At 68.7% G+C, this 15,050-nt stretch carries 13 protein-coding genes, 2 tRNA genes and 1 pseudogene; 4 read left to right on the top strand and 12 right to left on the bottom strand.

Annotated elements, in window-relative coordinates; translation table 11 throughout:
- Positions 1-94: 94 nt before the first annotated feature.
- The 5 genes from ACFCVM_RS00735 to ACFCVM_RS00715 form a co-directional block, all read right to left on the bottom strand.
- Positions 95-967: a sugar phosphate isomerase/epimerase family protein gene (locus ACFCVM_RS00735; RefSeq protein ID WP_375832714.1), complete on the bottom strand. Its 873-nt coding sequence runs from the start codon at positions 965-967 to the stop codon at positions 95-97.
- Between the two features lie 3 nt (positions 968-970).
- Positions 971-1,804, bottom strand: coding sequence for an SDR family NAD(P)-dependent oxidoreductase (locus tag ACFCVM_RS00730; RefSeq protein ID WP_375832712.1), 834 nt, complete (start codon positions 1,802-1,804; stop codon positions 971-973).
- Positions 1,801-3,039 carry a glycoside hydrolase family 1 protein gene (locus tag ACFCVM_RS00725; RefSeq protein WP_375832710.1) on the bottom strand — a complete coding sequence of 413 codons (1,239 nt, stop codon included), beginning with the start codon at positions 3,037-3,039 and terminating at the stop codon, positions 1,801-1,803. The genes ACFCVM_RS00730 and ACFCVM_RS00725 overlap by 4 nt, the downstream gene beginning before the upstream one ends.
- A gap of 76 nt (positions 3,040-3,115) precedes the next feature.
- Entirely contained in the window at positions 3,116-5,806 is a 2,691-nt protein-coding gene (locus tag ACFCVM_RS00720; RefSeq protein ID WP_375832708.1) for a family 78 glycoside hydrolase catalytic domain, read from the bottom strand.
- Between the two features lie 54 nt (positions 5,807-5,860).
- A complete protein-coding gene (locus ACFCVM_RS00715) occupies positions 5,861-7,192 on the bottom strand; it encodes an MFS transporter (protein WP_375836609.1) in 1,332 nt (443 codons plus the stop codon).
- Between the two features lie 157 nt (positions 7,193-7,349).
- Between ACFCVM_RS00715 and ACFCVM_RS00710 the strand changes: the two genes are divergently transcribed.
- Complete coding sequence (locus ACFCVM_RS00710; RefSeq protein ID WP_375832706.1) at positions 7,350-8,054, top strand: TetR/AcrR family transcriptional regulator; 705 nt, start codon at positions 7,350-7,352, stop codon at positions 8,052-8,054.
- A gap of 228 nt (positions 8,055-8,282) precedes the next feature.
- Here the strand turns inward: ACFCVM_RS00710 and ACFCVM_RS00705 are convergent.
- Positions 8,283-8,390 (bottom strand): annotated as a pseudogene (locus ACFCVM_RS00705) (SDR family oxidoreductase); the annotation flags it as partial.
- A 73-nt stretch (positions 8,391-8,463) separates the two neighbouring features.
- Here ACFCVM_RS00705 and ACFCVM_RS00700 point away from each other — a divergent pair.
- Positions 8,464-9,855, top strand: coding sequence for a DUF2252 domain-containing protein (locus tag ACFCVM_RS00700; RefSeq protein WP_375832704.1), 1,392 nt, complete (start codon positions 8,464-8,466; stop codon positions 9,853-9,855).
- Positions 9,856-10,205: 350 nt separating this feature from the next.
- On the opposite strand, the gene ACFCVM_RS00695 is transcribed toward ACFCVM_RS00700, so the two are convergent.
- The 3 genes from ACFCVM_RS00695 to ACFCVM_RS00685 all read right to left on the bottom strand — a co-directional run bounded on the left by ACFCVM_RS00695 (position 10,206) and on the right by ACFCVM_RS00685 (position 12,630).
- A tRNA-Ile gene (locus ACFCVM_RS00695) sits at positions 10,206-10,279 on the bottom strand.
- 10 nt (positions 10,280-10,289) lie between these two features.
- A complete protein-coding gene (locus ACFCVM_RS00690; RefSeq protein ID WP_375832702.1) occupies positions 10,290-11,543 on the bottom strand; it encodes a glycosyltransferase in 1,254 nt (417 codons plus the stop codon).
- Positions 11,544-11,712: 169 nt separating this feature from the next.
- Entirely contained in the window at positions 11,713-12,630 is a 918-nt protein-coding gene (locus ACFCVM_RS00685) for a DMT family transporter (protein ID WP_375832700.1), read from the bottom strand.
- Between the two features lie 40 nt (positions 12,631-12,670).
- On the opposite strand from ACFCVM_RS00685, the gene def reads away from it, so the two are divergent.
- Positions 12,671-13,234: a peptide deformylase gene (gene def / locus ACFCVM_RS00680; protein WP_375832698.1), complete on the top strand. Its 564-nt coding sequence runs from the start codon at positions 12,671-12,673 to the stop codon at positions 13,232-13,234.
- 36 nt (positions 13,235-13,270) lie between these two features.
- Here the strand turns inward: def and ACFCVM_RS00675 are convergent, their stop codons facing one another.
- Both ACFCVM_RS00675 and ACFCVM_RS00670 read right to left on the bottom strand, forming a co-directional pair.
- On the bottom strand, positions 13,271-13,576 hold the full coding sequence (locus tag ACFCVM_RS00675; RefSeq protein ID WP_375832696.1) for an AzlD domain-containing protein: 306 nt from the start codon (positions 13,574-13,576) through the stop codon (positions 13,271-13,273).
- Positions 13,573-14,259 carry an AzlC family ABC transporter permease gene (locus ACFCVM_RS00670; RefSeq protein WP_375836607.1) on the bottom strand — a complete coding sequence of 229 codons (687 nt, stop codon included), beginning with the start codon at positions 14,257-14,259 and terminating at the stop codon, positions 13,573-13,575. Before ACFCVM_RS00670 ends, ACFCVM_RS00675 begins: the two co-directional genes overlap by 4 nt.
- Before the next feature lie 157 nt (positions 14,260-14,416).
- Here ACFCVM_RS00670 and ACFCVM_RS00665 point away from each other — a divergent pair, with 157 nt between their 5' ends.
- Positions 14,417-14,902, top strand: coding sequence for a GNAT family N-acetyltransferase (locus ACFCVM_RS00665; RefSeq protein ID WP_375832694.1), 486 nt, complete (start codon positions 14,417-14,419; stop codon positions 14,900-14,902).
- 73 nt (positions 14,903-14,975) lie between these two features.
- Here ACFCVM_RS00665 and ACFCVM_RS00660 read toward each other — a convergent pair.
- Positions 14,976-15,048 (bottom strand) — tRNA-Asn (locus tag ACFCVM_RS00660).
- Between the last annotated feature and the right edge of the window lie 2 nt (positions 15,049-15,050).

Here is a 15,050-nt window from a genome sequence, read left to right as displayed (position 1 = left end):
TCTTTGGGAGAAATTGGTGGGGTCAGTCGAGGAGGGTGACGCCACCGGCTATCACGCCGGCGCTGCGAGGCGGGCCGTCGGGAGTCGAGGTCGATCAGGCCGGAAGCAACCGCCGAAGCACCTGCGCGCTCACTTCGGCGCTGCGCAGCGGGGATCCATCGATCCAGTTCTTGTGGGTCTCGAGGATCACCGCTTCCACGTGCAGGGATGCCGCTCGCTCGACGATCGCGTCGATGGCCAGGTTCCCGGTGCCGAGTTCGACGCTGTCCACCTTGACGATCGGCGTCATCGTCGGGCCGGTGACGCGCGAGCCGCGGTCGGTGATGTGCAGGAGGCGCACCCGCTCGCCGAGTGCATCGAGGAGCCGGAGCGGGTCCGCACCGGCGGTTGCGGCCCAGAAGCAGTCGAGTTCGAAGCCGACCGCGTCCGCGTCGGTTCGGTCCACGAGCGCCTCGAATGCGGTGCCGCCCGAGCCCGTTCGCCGGAATTCGGCGGTGTGGTTGTGGTAGAGAAGCTGGATTCCCTCGCTCGCGAGGGCCCGCCCGACGGCGGTCAGTCGGTGCGCGAGTTCCATCACCGCGGCCTCGTTGCCGTAGTCGAACCGGTGCATGCCGGTGACGACGACGTTGCGGGTGCCGAACGCCGCGGCGCGTGCGGCGACCGCCCCGGTGCCAGACTCGATGGTCCCCAAGTCCTCATGCAGGGCCGCGATCGAGAGGCCTGACTCCTCGACCAGCCGCGGCCAGTCGAGGCGGCCTCCGCGGCCCACCGGCATCCCAGCCGCCCACGTCAGTGCCCGGACGAAGCGCGGTGTCGGCCGCGTCATGAAGCCGTTGAGCTCGATCGCTTCGAACCCGACCGAGACCAGGCGCGCCAGTGTTTCGCGCGCCTGGTCTTCGGTCGACGTGATCCGGCCGATCTGGATCTGCTGGATCCCTCGCAGCGGCCGCTGCGCCGTGGGCGGCATGAGTCAGATCGTCTCGCCCGCATCGGCGAGCAGCGTGCTGCCCGTCATGATCATCGAGAGGTCGCTCGCGGCGAACAGCACCACACGGGCGATGTCGTCGGGGGTGCCCATTCGGCCGATCCTGCTCGTGCTCATCACGTCGAGTGGTGGCATCTCGATGCCGGCCGCGGCGGCGGCTTCGGCGCCGGCTTTCGCGGCGGCGATGTTGCCTTCGGTCGGCACGAAGCTCGGCGCGACGCCGAGCACGCGGATGCCGAGCGGGGCGAGGTCGACCGCGAGCGACTTCGTCATGCCGAGCGCCGCGTGCTTCGATCCCACGTAGGCGGCCATGCCGGGGAAGGCCACCTGCACGCCGGCCGTCGAGATGATGTTGACGATGACGCCGCCGGATCCGTCGGCCGACATGCGGCGTGCCGCTTCGCGGGAGCCGAGGAAGACGCCGCGGGCATTGACCGCGAACGTCGCGTCCCACATCTCGTCGGGCATCATCGTGACGGGTGCGTTTGGGAAGATCCCGGCGTTGTTGACCCAGATGTCGATGCCGCCGAGTTCGGCGACCGCGAGGTCCGCGGCATCCGCGACCGAGGCTGCGTCTGCGACGTCGGCGTGCGTGCTCGCGACCCGAACGCCATACCGGTCGGCGATCTCCGAAGCGGCATCGCGCGCGGCATCCCCGTTCAGGTCGATCAACAGGAGGTCGGCACCAGCTTCGGCGAGGCGCGCCGCGATGGCCTTGCCCAGCCCCTGTGCGGCACCGGTGACGACGGCGCGACGGCCGGCGAGCGAGAGCAGGTCGGCCAGCGAGCGGGTCGAGACGTCTGCGAACGGGAAACTCACGCTGCGACCTCCGCCGACTCGAGTCCGTTGCGCTGGGCGACCGCGCCGAGCCAGGCGAGGCTCGGCTTCGGGGTGCGCGCGAATGTGTCGCGGTCGACCGCGATCAGGCCGAACGTCGGCTCCCAGTGGCCCCATTCGAAGTTGTCGAGCAGCGACCAGTGCAGGTAGCCGCGCACGTCGATGCCGTCGACGATCGTGCCCGCGAGGCCCTGCAGGGCTTCATCGGTGTAGCGGATGCGCTGGGTGTCGTCGGCCGTGGCGATGCCGTTCTCCGTGATCACGATCGGGGTGTGCTCACTGATCTCCCAGGCGTGGCGCACCGCCATCGCAAGCGAGTCGGGACGGAACGAGGTCCCGACGAGCGTGTTGTCGGGAGCGGGCGGGTGCGGCACGAGTCCGTTCGCGTCGACCTGCTGGCTCGAGTACGCCTGAACTCCGACGAAGTCGTCGCCGCGCGAACCCTCCCAGTAGACGTCCTCCTTGCCGTAGCGGATCTGGAGCAGCTTCTCCTCACCGCCGGGTGCCGCGATCAGCGCGCCGGCTGCGATCGTCCAACCGACCTTCGCGCCGGTGCGCTCGCGAACGATCGCGCGGGCCGCGTGGTGGATGCGGGTGAACAGGCGCCCGATCTCGGGATCTGCGTACGTGAGGAACTCGCTGTGGGTCTGCTTCTTCTCGTCGTCGCCGTCGGCCTCGACCGTGGGACTGGTCCATTCACCGCCGGATGCCGCGAGGTGGCGCATCGCGGTCATGATCGCGGCCTGCATATTGGGCTCGTTCATGGTCGCGACCCACTCGACGCCGTCGAGGATGGTGCAGGCCTGCTCGACGTAGGCACAGAACAGCTCCTGCGCCTCGGGGCCGTCCCAGCCGCCGAGGGCGGCGAACCACTGCGGCGTGGTGAAGTGCTGCAGCGTCACGACCGGGGTCACCCCGTGCTCGAAGCAGCAGTCGATCACCCGTCGGTAGTGGGCGAGCTCGGCCTTCGAGAAGTACCCGCGCACCGGCTCGATGCGCGACCACTCCAGGCTGAACCGGTACGACGTCAGTCCGGCTTCGGCCAGCAGGCGGATGTCCTCGGCGTAGCGGTGGTAGCTGTCGACGGCGTCGCCGGAGAGCTCCATGCCGGGCATCATCTGCTCGCGCGCCCACCAGTCGCTGTTCACGTTGTTGCCCTCGATCTGGTGGCCCGCGGTTGCGGCGCCCCACAGGAATCCATCGGGGAAGGCGGTCATGGGTTCGTTCCTCTCGTTCGTTGAGCGGGGGTGATTTCGGTTCTGGATGCCGCGTGCCGGTGCCGCGGCGGGCGGGTCACGCCGTGGCGGGCGCGGCATCGTGCACGGGCAGCAGTGCCGAGGTCGTGAAGCGGCCAGCGCCGATCCGGTGCTCGGAGCCCTCGGGCATGACGACACGAGCGGTCGTGCCGGACGGGATGTCGGCGGACAGCGACATCCGATCGCCCTCGATCCGCCAATCGACCCTGATGATGCCTTGCGGGCCGTCGTGCGAGCCGCGGGCCCAGGTGACGCCGCCGCCGGGGACGGGCTCGATGACGACCCGCTCCCATCCGATCGAGTTGGCCTCCTGCCGGAGCCCGAGCGTGTGGGTGTGCAGGAAGCGCATCGCGGCGCCCTTGCTGTAGTGGTTCAGGGACTCGTGGGTGTCGCCCTGTTCGTCGATGCCTTCCCAGTCCTCCCAGACCGTGGTCGCGCCACGGTCGAGCATGTAACGCCACGACGGCGCGCTCCGCTGCTGCAGCAGCTCGTACGCGACATCCGCCCGCCCGTGGTCTGCGAGCACCGGGAGCAGGTCCCCGGTCGCGAGGAAGCCGGTTCCGACGTGCGTGCCCGCTGCCCGGATCAGTTCGACGAGTCGGTCGGCTGCGGCCTCGCGCAATTCGTCGGGCACGAGGCCGAACGCGAGAGCGCGCACGTAGGCGGCCTGGGTGTCGGTCGTGGTCGTGCCGTCGGGGCGGAGGTACGCCTGCTGCCAAGCGTCCGCGATTCGCTCGGCGATCGCCGCGTAGCGGGCGGCATCCTCGTCCCGCCCCAGGACGCCCGCGATGCGGGCAAGCGTCGCGGTAGATCTGTGCAGGTACGCGGTGCCGACCTCGCCCTTGTCGGCCATGAACCAGGCCATCGGGTTGTGCTTGATGGGATCGATGCGGTTGCCGTCGGCGTCGCGCTGCTGGGGTTCGGTCCACTCGCCCCAGTGGAACGTGCCGTCCCAGAGGTACTGCTCGAACGGCTGGGGCTCGGGCGATGCCTGCACCCGCGCGAAATGCCGGGTTGTGCGCGCCTGATCGAGCGCCCACTCGACCCAGCGGACCATCGCTCCGAAGTTCTCGGCGAGAACCAGTTCGTCGCCATACGAAAGGTACATCTCCCACGGCACGGCGACGATCGCGTCGCCCCAGCCGGACGAGCCGGTCATCATGGCGAACTGGTCGTCGAGGTGGTGCTTGATGCGCCGGCCGTCCGGTGAGAAGTTCGCGATGCGGCCGTCGTCGAGCTGGTCGTCGCGTACCGACCGCAACCATTTGCGGCTGAACCCGTGCACGTCGTAGAGGCGGGTCGCCATCGGCGCGAACACTTGGTAGTCACCGGTCCAGGCGAGCCGCTCGCGGGTCGGGCAGTCGGTGGGCACGTCGACGGCGTTGCCGCGGAAGCTCCAGTCGGCGATCTCGTGCAGGCGGTTCAGTTCGTCGTCGCTGCACGCGAACGCGCCGGTACGGCGGAGGTCGGTCTGCACGATGCGCATCTCGAGGGATGCCGGTGCGAGCGCGCCTCCGTCGGACCTCGTGATCCGCGCGTAACGGAAGCCGTGCACGGTGTGGCGGGGCTCGAAGACTCTGCCCTGCTCCCCCGCGACGACCTCGTCGCGCTGCACGAACGCCTTGCGGCCCTCGGGCCGTTCGGAGTCGAGGTGCGAAGTGTCGAGATCGCCGCCGCGACTGAGCGCCTCGCCGTAGTCGATGACGGTGCGGGTGCCCGGTACGCCGAGGTCGGTGAGGCGGATCCAGCCGGACGCGTTCTGCCCGAAGTCAACGAGCCACGCGTCGGCGGCGAGGCGGCGGAGCTCGACCGGCGCGCGGGTCTCCACGACGCGGACCGGCGGCGCGGGCGACCAGTCGATCAATGGTGCGTCGACGACATCGACGAGTACGGATGCCTTGGCCGAGCGCGGCGCCGAGAGGTCGAGCGTCTGCCCGTCCATGAGGTCGGCGCGCGCGATCGCCGAGGTGCGACTCGTCCACGTCTCGTCACTGACCACCACTCGCCGGGTACCGTCGGCGAGCTCGAGGTGCAGTTCGACGCGGGCACCCAGCGTCGTGCCCCATTCGGCAGGGAGCCGGAACGCGCCGACCTGGCCGCGGAACCAACCGTCGGAGAGCTCGAACTCGATGGCGTTGTCGCCGTCACGGACCAGGGCCGTGACGTCGGCAGCCTGCGCGTAGAGCGTGCGGTCGTACGACGTGGAACCCGGCGCGAGCTCGACCGTGCCGACACGCTCGCCGTTCACGGTCGCCGTGTAGACCCCGAGCGCGGTCGTGTAGAGCCGTGCGGTCACGACTGCGCCGGCGACCGTGAAGCTGCCCGCGAGCACGTGAGCCGAGCGGTGCCCGTATCCGGGGTCGCCGTCGGAGCCGACGGGTGCCTCGACCGGAGAGATCCAGCGCGCGGTCCAGTCCTCGTCGAGAAGGCCCGCCTCGAATAACGCGACCGCGGACCACGCGGCATCCGTCGCTTCCTCAGATGCGGCGCGAACACGCCACCGCACCTGCTGACCGCTTCGCAGAGACTGGAACGGCCAGGTGATCAGGCGGCGGCCGGTCACCTCGGCGACGAGCGGCTCGGCATCGTCGATCACGGCTTCGACCGCATAGGCGGTGCGGATGTCGCGGTCGACGGGGTCCTTCCACGAGAGCCGCGGCGTGGCACCGGTGACGGTGAAGCCGTCGCCGCCGGCGTCGACGGCCAGGTCGGAGGGTGCGGTGAGCATGGTAGATCGCTTCCTTCGCTGCTGCAGGGAGATCGGGACGGGCGGGGGCCCGGATCATCGGATCGACTTGACCTTGAGCAGGATGATGAGGCCGCCGACGAACGCGAACCCGCCACCGAGCAGGTACAGCAGGGTGTAGTTCTTCTCACCGCCTGTCGCGCCGAGCATGATCACCAGACCGGCCAGCAGAGGCGCGACGGCGCTCGGGATCTTCTGGGCGAACTGGATGACCGCCATGTACCGGCCCGCCTGATCGCGCTCGGGGATGATCGCGTAGACGATCGCCTGGTCGACGGTCGCGAAGACCGCGATCGTGAGCTGCATGAGCACGGCGCCGGCGACGATCTGCGGAAGCGACCATGCGGTGGCTTCGACGACCGCGCCGACGACGAACAGCACGGCGGCGATCATGACGAAGAGGCGACGACGCTGGAGCTTGTCGGACAGGAATCCGCCGGCGATCGCACCGATGGCGGCTGCGAGCACGCCGATCATGCCCACGGTGGCGACCACGCCGGCGACCTCGCGCACGGGCATGTCGAGGCGCTGAGCGTAGAAGAACGTACCGAAGGTCGTGTTGAAGTACAGTCCGATGAAGAAGACGAATCGACCGAGCCAGTTCCACGCGAAGTCGGGGTACTTGCGGATGTTGAAGCCGTAACTCGAGACGACGGACCGAACCGTGACCTGCGTCGACGGTGCGAGGTCCTTCGAGCTGCCCTCGGGCTTGATGAGCGGGAAGAGCGCGAGGAGCACGGCGCCGATCGCACCCGGCACGACGAAGACCAGGAACGTGTTGGACGACACCGCGTAGGCGACGCCGATGCCGAGCACCGGTGCGATCTGCGTCATGAGTCCGGTGAGGGCTGACACCTTGCCGCGTTGCGATTCGGGCAGCTTGTCGGCTTGGATCGTCTGAAGGGCCGCACCGGCGATCGACCAGCCGACCATGCCGAGCACCCAACCGGCACCGACGATGAGCAAGTTCGGCGCAAGGCCGATGACGACGAGTCCCGCGAGGCCGATCGCCGTCCCGAGATAGATGAACGGGCTCCGACGACCGAACCGCGAGCGCGTGCGATCGCTCCAGATGCCGACGAGCGGGCTGATGACGAGGTAGACGGCCTGTGCGATGCCGGTGATGAAGCCCAGGAACTCCTCGTGTCCCGGCGCGAGCTCGGTGATCCGAACTGCAATGCCGTACGAGAGCGGGACCATCATCGCCATCGATGCCCCGAAGCTCGCGAGCATGAGCCAGACGATGTAGCCCTTGCTCATCGGCTGCTGCGGCTCAGCCACCGCGCTGTCGACCACCGGCGCGACATTCGCGTCGGACACGGCGAGGCCGGCGGCTTGCTCCGCGCCCGGCTCGTTCTTCGTCACCATTGACTCCTTCATCGGTGAAGCCGACCACGCGATCGTACGCGGGCCATGCTGAGGGATTCCTCAAAAGTAACCACAGTGGTTACGTTGTGGCCAAGAGTAACCACAGCGGTTACGATTGGCAAGTCGGCTACAGATGCTGGTCTGCCAGACTCGATGAATGCGCCGACAGGGAGAAGACATGCACGGTTCGAACTCCTCGGTCATCGTCGGGGCGCCGGATGCCGCGGCGCCAACAGCCCCCGCTCGAGGCCGGCGCGGACCGTACGCGAGCACGCCGGCACGCCGCGCCGAGATCGTCCGCGCCGCACTCGCGAGCTTCGCGGAACATGGATACGAGCGTGCGTCGCTCCGCGACATTGCCGCCCGAGCCGACCTGACGCATGCAGCGCTCCTCCGCCACTTCGCCAGCAAAGACGAACTCCTGCTCGCCGCCCTCGCCCAGCGCGACGACGACGATGAAGAGGTGGCGCGCCGCATCATGCAGTCCGAGGTTGCCGCAGAACGCGTGCTCTCGACCGTGCTCGCCGACGAGTTCTCCCACCCGGAACACCAGCGGAATTGGCTCGCCATCACCGTCGCCGCAACCAACCCCGAGCACCCGGCGCACGACTTCTTCATCGCTCGCCGCGCGCGAATGCGCGTTCACTTCTCGAGCGGCCAACTCACCACCGCGCACGACAGCGAAGAACTCACCGCCGACGACAAGGTCACGATGCTCATGGCGATGATCGACGGGTTGCGAATTCAGGCGCTGCTCGACCCGTCGCGCGAGACCCTGCCCTTGCTCGAGACTTTCATGCGCCTCATCACGACCGACGACGATCGGCGCGGCACCCTCGACGCAAGGTCACCGTCAGCCTGACCAGGCTCACGTTCTCGTGCTCGAGCACAACGAAACCCCAGACTGCAGGATCGACGATATGCCTGACCCGATCATGTGCATCAGGGAGCAGGGCGGACGGGACTCGAACCCGCGATCGCTTGGAGTCTGCGGCGATTTCACGCTTCCGTCGACTGTTGGCTTAGCCTCGACTGATCTGGCCCTCATCAGGATCTTCTCACCGCATTATTGAGTCGCGGCCTCAGGACGTCACGGGGAGGGCTTGCCGCCGTTGACATGGAGCGTCGAGCCGACGACGTAGCTGGACTCCGCTGAAGCCAGGAAGACGTAGGCGGGGGCGAGTTCGGCGGGCTGGCCCACCGCCGCCGTATGGCCTCTCGGGATTTGTGCGTCGGCCCCGGTCACTCCCCGTCACGCGGTAGCCTGCCCTATGGGCAACGACGAGCGACGGTCACCCGCGGAGGAAGCCGCGCGCCGGGTGCGCAAGCGTCTGCCGCGGCGAGGCTTGGCCGAGCTGGCCCTCCCCGTCGATCGGGATCCCCTCGGCATCCTCGAGGAACAGAACGCGTCGAGACTGAAGGATCTCGTGCCGGTCCGGGTGGGACGGATGCTGCAATCGCCGTTCTCGTTCTACCGGGGCACGGCGGCGGTCATGGCGGCCGACCTGCGCGGTGCACCCACCACAGACCTCGAGGTCGTCTCCTGCGGCGATGCCCACATCTCGAACTTCGGCTTCTTCGCCTCGCCCGAACGCGCGCTCGTCTTCGACCTCAACGACTTCGACGAGGGCGGTGTCGCGCCGTGGGAGTGGGACGTGCGCCGGCTCACGGCGAGCGTGTACATCAGCGGGCGCGACATTGGCTTGAGCGAGGACGCATGCCGCGACGCGGCCTTTGCCGCGGCTGACGCGTACCGCGAGATGTTGCGGGGCTATTGCCGCCTCTCCACGCGGGAGCGCTACTACACCCGGGTCGACACGTCCTCGGTCGCACGTCACCTCGGGGAGAAAGGCGAGCGGACGGTCCGCAAAGCGGCGAAGAAGGCCCGCACACGCACGTCCGAGCGGCTCCTGCAGCGCCTGACGACAATATCGGTCGACGGCGGCATCCGCATCGTCGATCAACCTCCCATCCTGCGCCACGTCGACCACGCGACCTTGGGCGAGGTCACCGACCTCTTCACCCAATACCGCGCGACCCTGCGCGAGGACATCGCGTTCCTGCTGGAGCAGTACCACGTTGTCGACTTCGCCCTGCGGGTCGTCGGTGTCGGCAGCGTCGGCACCCGCTGCTACCTGATCGCAGTTGAGGGCCCCACCGGCGACATGCTGTTCCTCCAGGCCAAGGAGGCTCCGCCGTCCGTCTTGACGACGTACGGGGGCCGGCGGTCGATCATCCCCGGTCGCCCCGGCGCGACTGACTTCATCGAGGGCCACCGCGTCGTCGCCGCCCAGCGGATCCTGCAGGCGAACTCCGACCTTTTCGTCGGATGGATCCGCGGCTGGGCCGGTGACTCCGCGGACCGTTACCGGGTGGACTATTACTGGCGGCAGTTCCGCGACATGAAGGGGTCGATCGAACCGGACACGCTCGACACCGGCCAGTTCCGCTCGTACGGTGCGCTGTGCGCCGCACTCCTGGCTCGGGCGCACGGGCAGTCCCCCGCCTCAGCTGCGATCATGGGCTACCTCGGCCGATCCGAAGAATTCGCCGAGGCGACGGCGGCATGGTCGGCCGCCTACGCCGATGTCGCCGAGGCTGACTTCGAACTGCTGCGCCGAGCCGTCGCGTCCGGACGCCTCCCGGCCGAGACCGGAGTCTGACCGCGGTTCGCGGCCTACGCCTCCGGATCCCAACGCGAGGCTCACGTGTGGATTCGGGGCTCGTACTGTCGGCGTCCCCTATACCGAACACTCTGGCAGACCCAGCCTCATCTGACGTCCGCCGCCTCTTCTCGGACCGCCTGACGACGATTCGACGACAGCGGATGCGTATTGCTGCGCGCGAAGGAGCGCGTGTACACCCACCTGCAATAGGTACGATCTGGGCGGTACACGTCGCCTCGTCGATGCCGCGCACGCCCACATTCGTGCGCACCTGCGAATAAACGTTGACGACATCAAGTCCTTGCCCTCTATTCGAGGCAAGAAACCCTGATCATGTCGATTTACGGTAGGGCGGACGGGACTTGAACCCGTGACCGATGGATTATGAGTCCACTGCTCTGACCAGCTGAGCTACCGCCCCGAGCACCGGGTCACTCCGAAGTGGCGGCCGGTGCGGCGTCGGTGACCGGATCGGTCACCGGCTTCCCACGATACAGACTCTCGAAGGTCGAGATCGTGCGCTGGATGTCGTGTGCGGCGATGAGTCGGATCGAGCCCTCTTTCAGCGCCCGGTACTCGGCCGGCGATGCCTCGAGCACGACGCGGAGCTTCGCGGCGAGGTCTTCGGCGTTGCTGGGCTCGAAGAGGTAGCCGTTCTCGCCGTCGTGCACGAGGTGCGGCAGCGCCATCGCGTTCGCGGCGACGACGGGCAGGGCCGATGCCATGGCCTCCATCGTGACGATGCTCTGCAGCTCGGCGATCGAGGGCATCGCGAGCACCGACGCGCGGTGGTAGGCCTCGCGGAGCTCGTCGTCGGTCACGTAGCCGGTGAACTTCACGCGGTCGGCGATGCCGAGTTCGACCGCCATGTGCTCGAGGTGCTTCTTCTGGTCGCCACCACCGACGATCTCGACCTTCGCGTCGAGCTCCTTCGGCAGCAGCGTGAGCGCGCGCAGCAGCACGTCGATCTGCTTCTCGCCCGTGACCCGGCCGACGAAGAGGATGCGGTTCTCGGTGCGCGGCTCCCAGCTCGGCGAGTACTTGTGCGCGTCGATACCGCACGAGATCGCGTGCACGCCGACGAGGCCGGTGTGCTTCTCGAGGAATTGCGCGGCCTTGCGGGTCGGCGTCGTCACGGACTCGGCGCGTCCGAAGGTGCGGCGTGCCGCCTTCCAGGCGAGACCCACGGCCCACTCCTGCCACGCCGCGGGCAGCAGCGTGAACTCGAGCATGTTCTCGGGCATGAAGTGGTTGGTGCCGACGATGCGGATGCCGCGCTTCTGGGCTTCGACGGAGAGGCCGCGGCCGGTGATGATGTGCGACTGGAAGTGCACGACATCGGGCTTGACCTGGTCGATGACTCTGGCACTGTTCTGCTTGATGCGCCACGGCAGCGCGAAGCGCAGCCAGTCGTGCGGATACCAGCGCCAGCTGAGCAGGCGGTGCGCCGTGATCTCCTGACCCTCGTGCACCTCCTTCCAGGTGCCGTGCTTGCGGTTCCCGGCGGGGGCCATGACGTGCACGTCGTGGCCGCGCTCGGCGAGGCCTGCTGCGAGTCGCTCGGCGAAGCGCGCTGCGCCGTTGACGTCGGGGGCGAAGGTGTCGGCGCCGATCAGAACCGTGAGCGGTCGCTCGGTCTCGGCTCCGGCGGTGCCGGGAGTACTCGCACCGGGGGTGTCTGACACGTGGGGTTGTTCCTCACCATTTCAAGGGATCGAGGGCGATCGGCCCTCGTCGGGGCATCGGGGCGCTGCGGCAGGCGGCTCGACGCGCGGAATGAATCCGACGATAGTCTACGCAGCGTAGAGGATGCTCCCCAGCGCGCGCATGTCGTCGGAGCCGGCTTCGTTCAGCTCACAGGCGCGTCTGGGGGTGGTTTCGGGCGAGCTGGAAGACGCCCCAGACGGCGATGACCCCCGCCACGATGAAGACGCCGATCGCCCAGAGGGGCGCCTGCGACGCCTCACCGAGCACGGCGATGCCGATCGCGACGGCGACCATCGGGTCGACGACCGTGAGCCCGGCGATGACCAGGTCGGGCGGGCCGGAGGCGTACGCGTTCTGCACGAAGTACGCGCCGAGGGCGGCGGCGCCGAGCAGGCCGATCACGCAGAGCGCGGTGAGCCACTCGAACTCCCCCTGCTCGACCCGACCGATCACGACCTTGGCGAGGGTGGCGACGAAGCCGTAGAGCACGCCGGCCATGATGACGTAGTAGATCGCGCGGATGTGCTGGCGGAACAGCGCGAACGTGACGCCGGCGAGCACGAGCACGACGGCGAGGATGATGAGGATCGTGATCAGTTGCCGGTCGGTGACCGGCTTGTCGACCGCTGTGAACGCCGCGACGCCGACGAAGAGGAAGACACCGCCGACGCACATCACGATCGCCGTGATCGACTTGCTGTTCAGCTTCACGTGGTTGATGCGCGAGTTGAGGATCGAGGTGATGACGAGCGCGATCGCCCCGAGCGGCTGCACCACGATGAGGGGTGCGAAGTAGAGGCTCGACAGCTGGAACACGATCGCGAGGCCGAGCATGACCGTGCCGATGACCCATGACGGCCGCGCGAGGAGCAGCGCGAGCTGCTTGAAGTTCAGCCCCTTGCCGAAGCTGTCGACGGTGCGCGACTCGACCTTGACGACGCCCCGGTGCTGGAACTGCGCTCCGAGGGACAGGAACACGGCGCCGACGAGGGCGAGCGGGATTCCGATGAACTGGGTGGGGTCGAGTGCGATCTGCTCGGTGAGGTCGCTCAGGTCCGGTTCCACGCATCGACCCTACCCGTTCCGTGCCGGATATCCTTGCCGAATGGCCGTGCTCCCCATTCGAATCACCGGTGACCCGGTGCTGCATTCCCCCGCCCTCCCCGTCGCGGAGATCGACGACGAGATCCGCACCCTCGTGGCCGACATGTTCGACACGATGGATGCCGCGCCGGGCGTCGGCCTCGCCGGCCCGCAGGTCGGCGCCGGGCTGCGTCTCTTCACGTACGGATGGGTCGATGAAGACGGCACGCGCTGGCGGGGCGTCGCGATCAATCCCGAGCTCTGGATCACCCCGCCGCCTGCCGGCGAACCCGACATCGACGAGGAGGAGGGCTGCCTCTCGTTCCCCGGCGAACGATTCGGGCTGCGCCGCGCCGAGCGCGCGATCCTCCGTGCAACCGACCTCGATGGAAAGCGATTCGAGATCGAGGCCGAGGGATGGCTCGCGCGCATCTTCCAGCACGAGTTCGACCACCTCGACGGCACGCTCTACGTCGACCGCCTCGGTGAGCGCGATCAGCGCATCGTCGCGAAGATCACCCGCAAGCTCGGCTGGGGACGGCCCGGCCAGCAGTGGATGCCGGGCGTCGACGACCTCGACGCCTGACCGCTCCCAACCCAGCGGATGCCGCGTGGCCCCGGATCACGCCAGTGCGCGGATGCCCGCGGCGACGAGCGCGGCAACCGCGACGACCACGATGAACGGCACTCTGAGCGCATAGAGCGCCGCGGCGACGATCAGCGCGGGAACCCGCGCGTCGAGCACGATCTCCTGGCCGACGCCGAGGGTCTGCACCGCGATGAGCGCAGCGAGCAGCGCGACGGTCAGGAGGTCGGCGATGCGCGCCGGACGTTCGCGCTCGAGGAACCCGGCCGGCACGAGGTGCCCGACGAGCTTGAGCGCGAGCGTCGCCGCACTCGCGATGAGGATGGTGTGCCAGGTCGTCACGACGCGCGCCGCCGATCGAAGAGGTTGAACCAGCCGACGACGATCGCGACCACGGCAGCGACCAGCACGGGGAGGCCCGGCATGAGCACGGGCGTCGTGAGGGTCGCGACGACGGCCGCGGCGACCGCGACGGCGCCGGCCTGGAATCGCTTGAGGCGCGGCCACAGGAGCCCGAGGAAGGCAGCGGCCGCCGCGGCATCCAGTCCCCAGGCGCGCGTGTCGCCGATCGCGTCGCCGATGAGGGCGCCGGCGAGCGTCGTCAGGTTCCACCCGACGAAGATCGTGATGCCGGTCACCCAGAAGCCGACGCGCGCGGCGCGATCGTTCGGCTGCGCGAGGGCGACGGCCGTCGACTCGTCGATCGTGACCCAGGCCGCCGCGATGCGACGCCAGATGCTGCCGCGCCCGGTGGCAGGGTCGACGTCGTCGACGATCGGCTTCATGCGCATGCCGTAGACGACGTTGCGGATTCCGAGCATCGCCGCGGTGGCGATCGCCGACCCTCCTGCCGCGACGCCCCCGCTCGCGAGCACGCCCACGAGCGCGAACTGCGAGCCCCCGGTGAACATCACGAGACTGAGGAAGCAGGTCTGCCAGATGTCGAGGCCGGCGGCCACCGAGAGCGCGCCGAACGAGACACCGTAGATCGCCGTCGCGAGCCCCACGGCGAGGCTGTCGCGCACCGCGGTCGAGCGCTCGACAGCAGCGCCGTCGCCGTCGCCGGCGGCAGACGCGTCGGCAGCGGTGCGCTCGTCCACAGACCCTCCTGTTCCGTCCTTCAGAATATCCGGCCACGGTCACCCCGAAGCCGGCTCGAGGGCTCTCGACTAGCGTTGGCGGGTGCTCATCTTCGTTCGCGCCGACCCGACGACCGAATCCTCCCGCCGGATCCTCCGTCGCTACTACGACGACATCATCGGCCGATACTACGGCCGCCTCGCGACGGCCGCCGAGATCGAGGAGACGCTCGCCGACGAACCGAGCGACGACCTGCAGGGCGAGACCGGAGCGTTCGTCGTCGCACGCGACGGCGAAGAGGTGCTCGGATGCGCCGGGGTGCGGTACGTCGACGACGAGCTCGGCGAACTCACGCGTGTCTTCATCACGGCGGAGGCGCGCGGCCGCGGCCTCGGAGCGGACCTGATCGGCGAGGTCGAGCGTCTGGCGGCGCAGCACGGGGTGCGGCGGATGCGCCTCGACGTGCGCGGCGACCTCGTCGAGGCGCAGCGCCTGTACCGCCGCGCGGGCTACCGCGAGGTGCCGGCGTTCAGCGATGCGCGCTACGCCGACCTCTGGATGGCGAAGGATCTCGACGCGCCGAGGTGAGCGGCCCCGAACATGGCGGCCGACGCCGGGAGACGAGAACGGCCCGGCCTCCGAAGAGACCGGGCCGCGATTGCTCCCCCACTTGGACTCGAACCAAGAACCTACCGGTTAACAGCCGATTGCTCTGCCAATTGAGCTATGGAGGATC

Origin of the sequence: Agromyces sp. NPDC056389 (assembly GCF_042262385.1) — a bacterium.
In the GTDB taxonomy this organism is placed as follows: Bacteria; Actinomycetota; Actinomycetes; order Actinomycetales; family Microbacteriaceae; genus Agromyces.
This window is presented reverse-complemented; position numbering and strand designations above follow the sequence as displayed.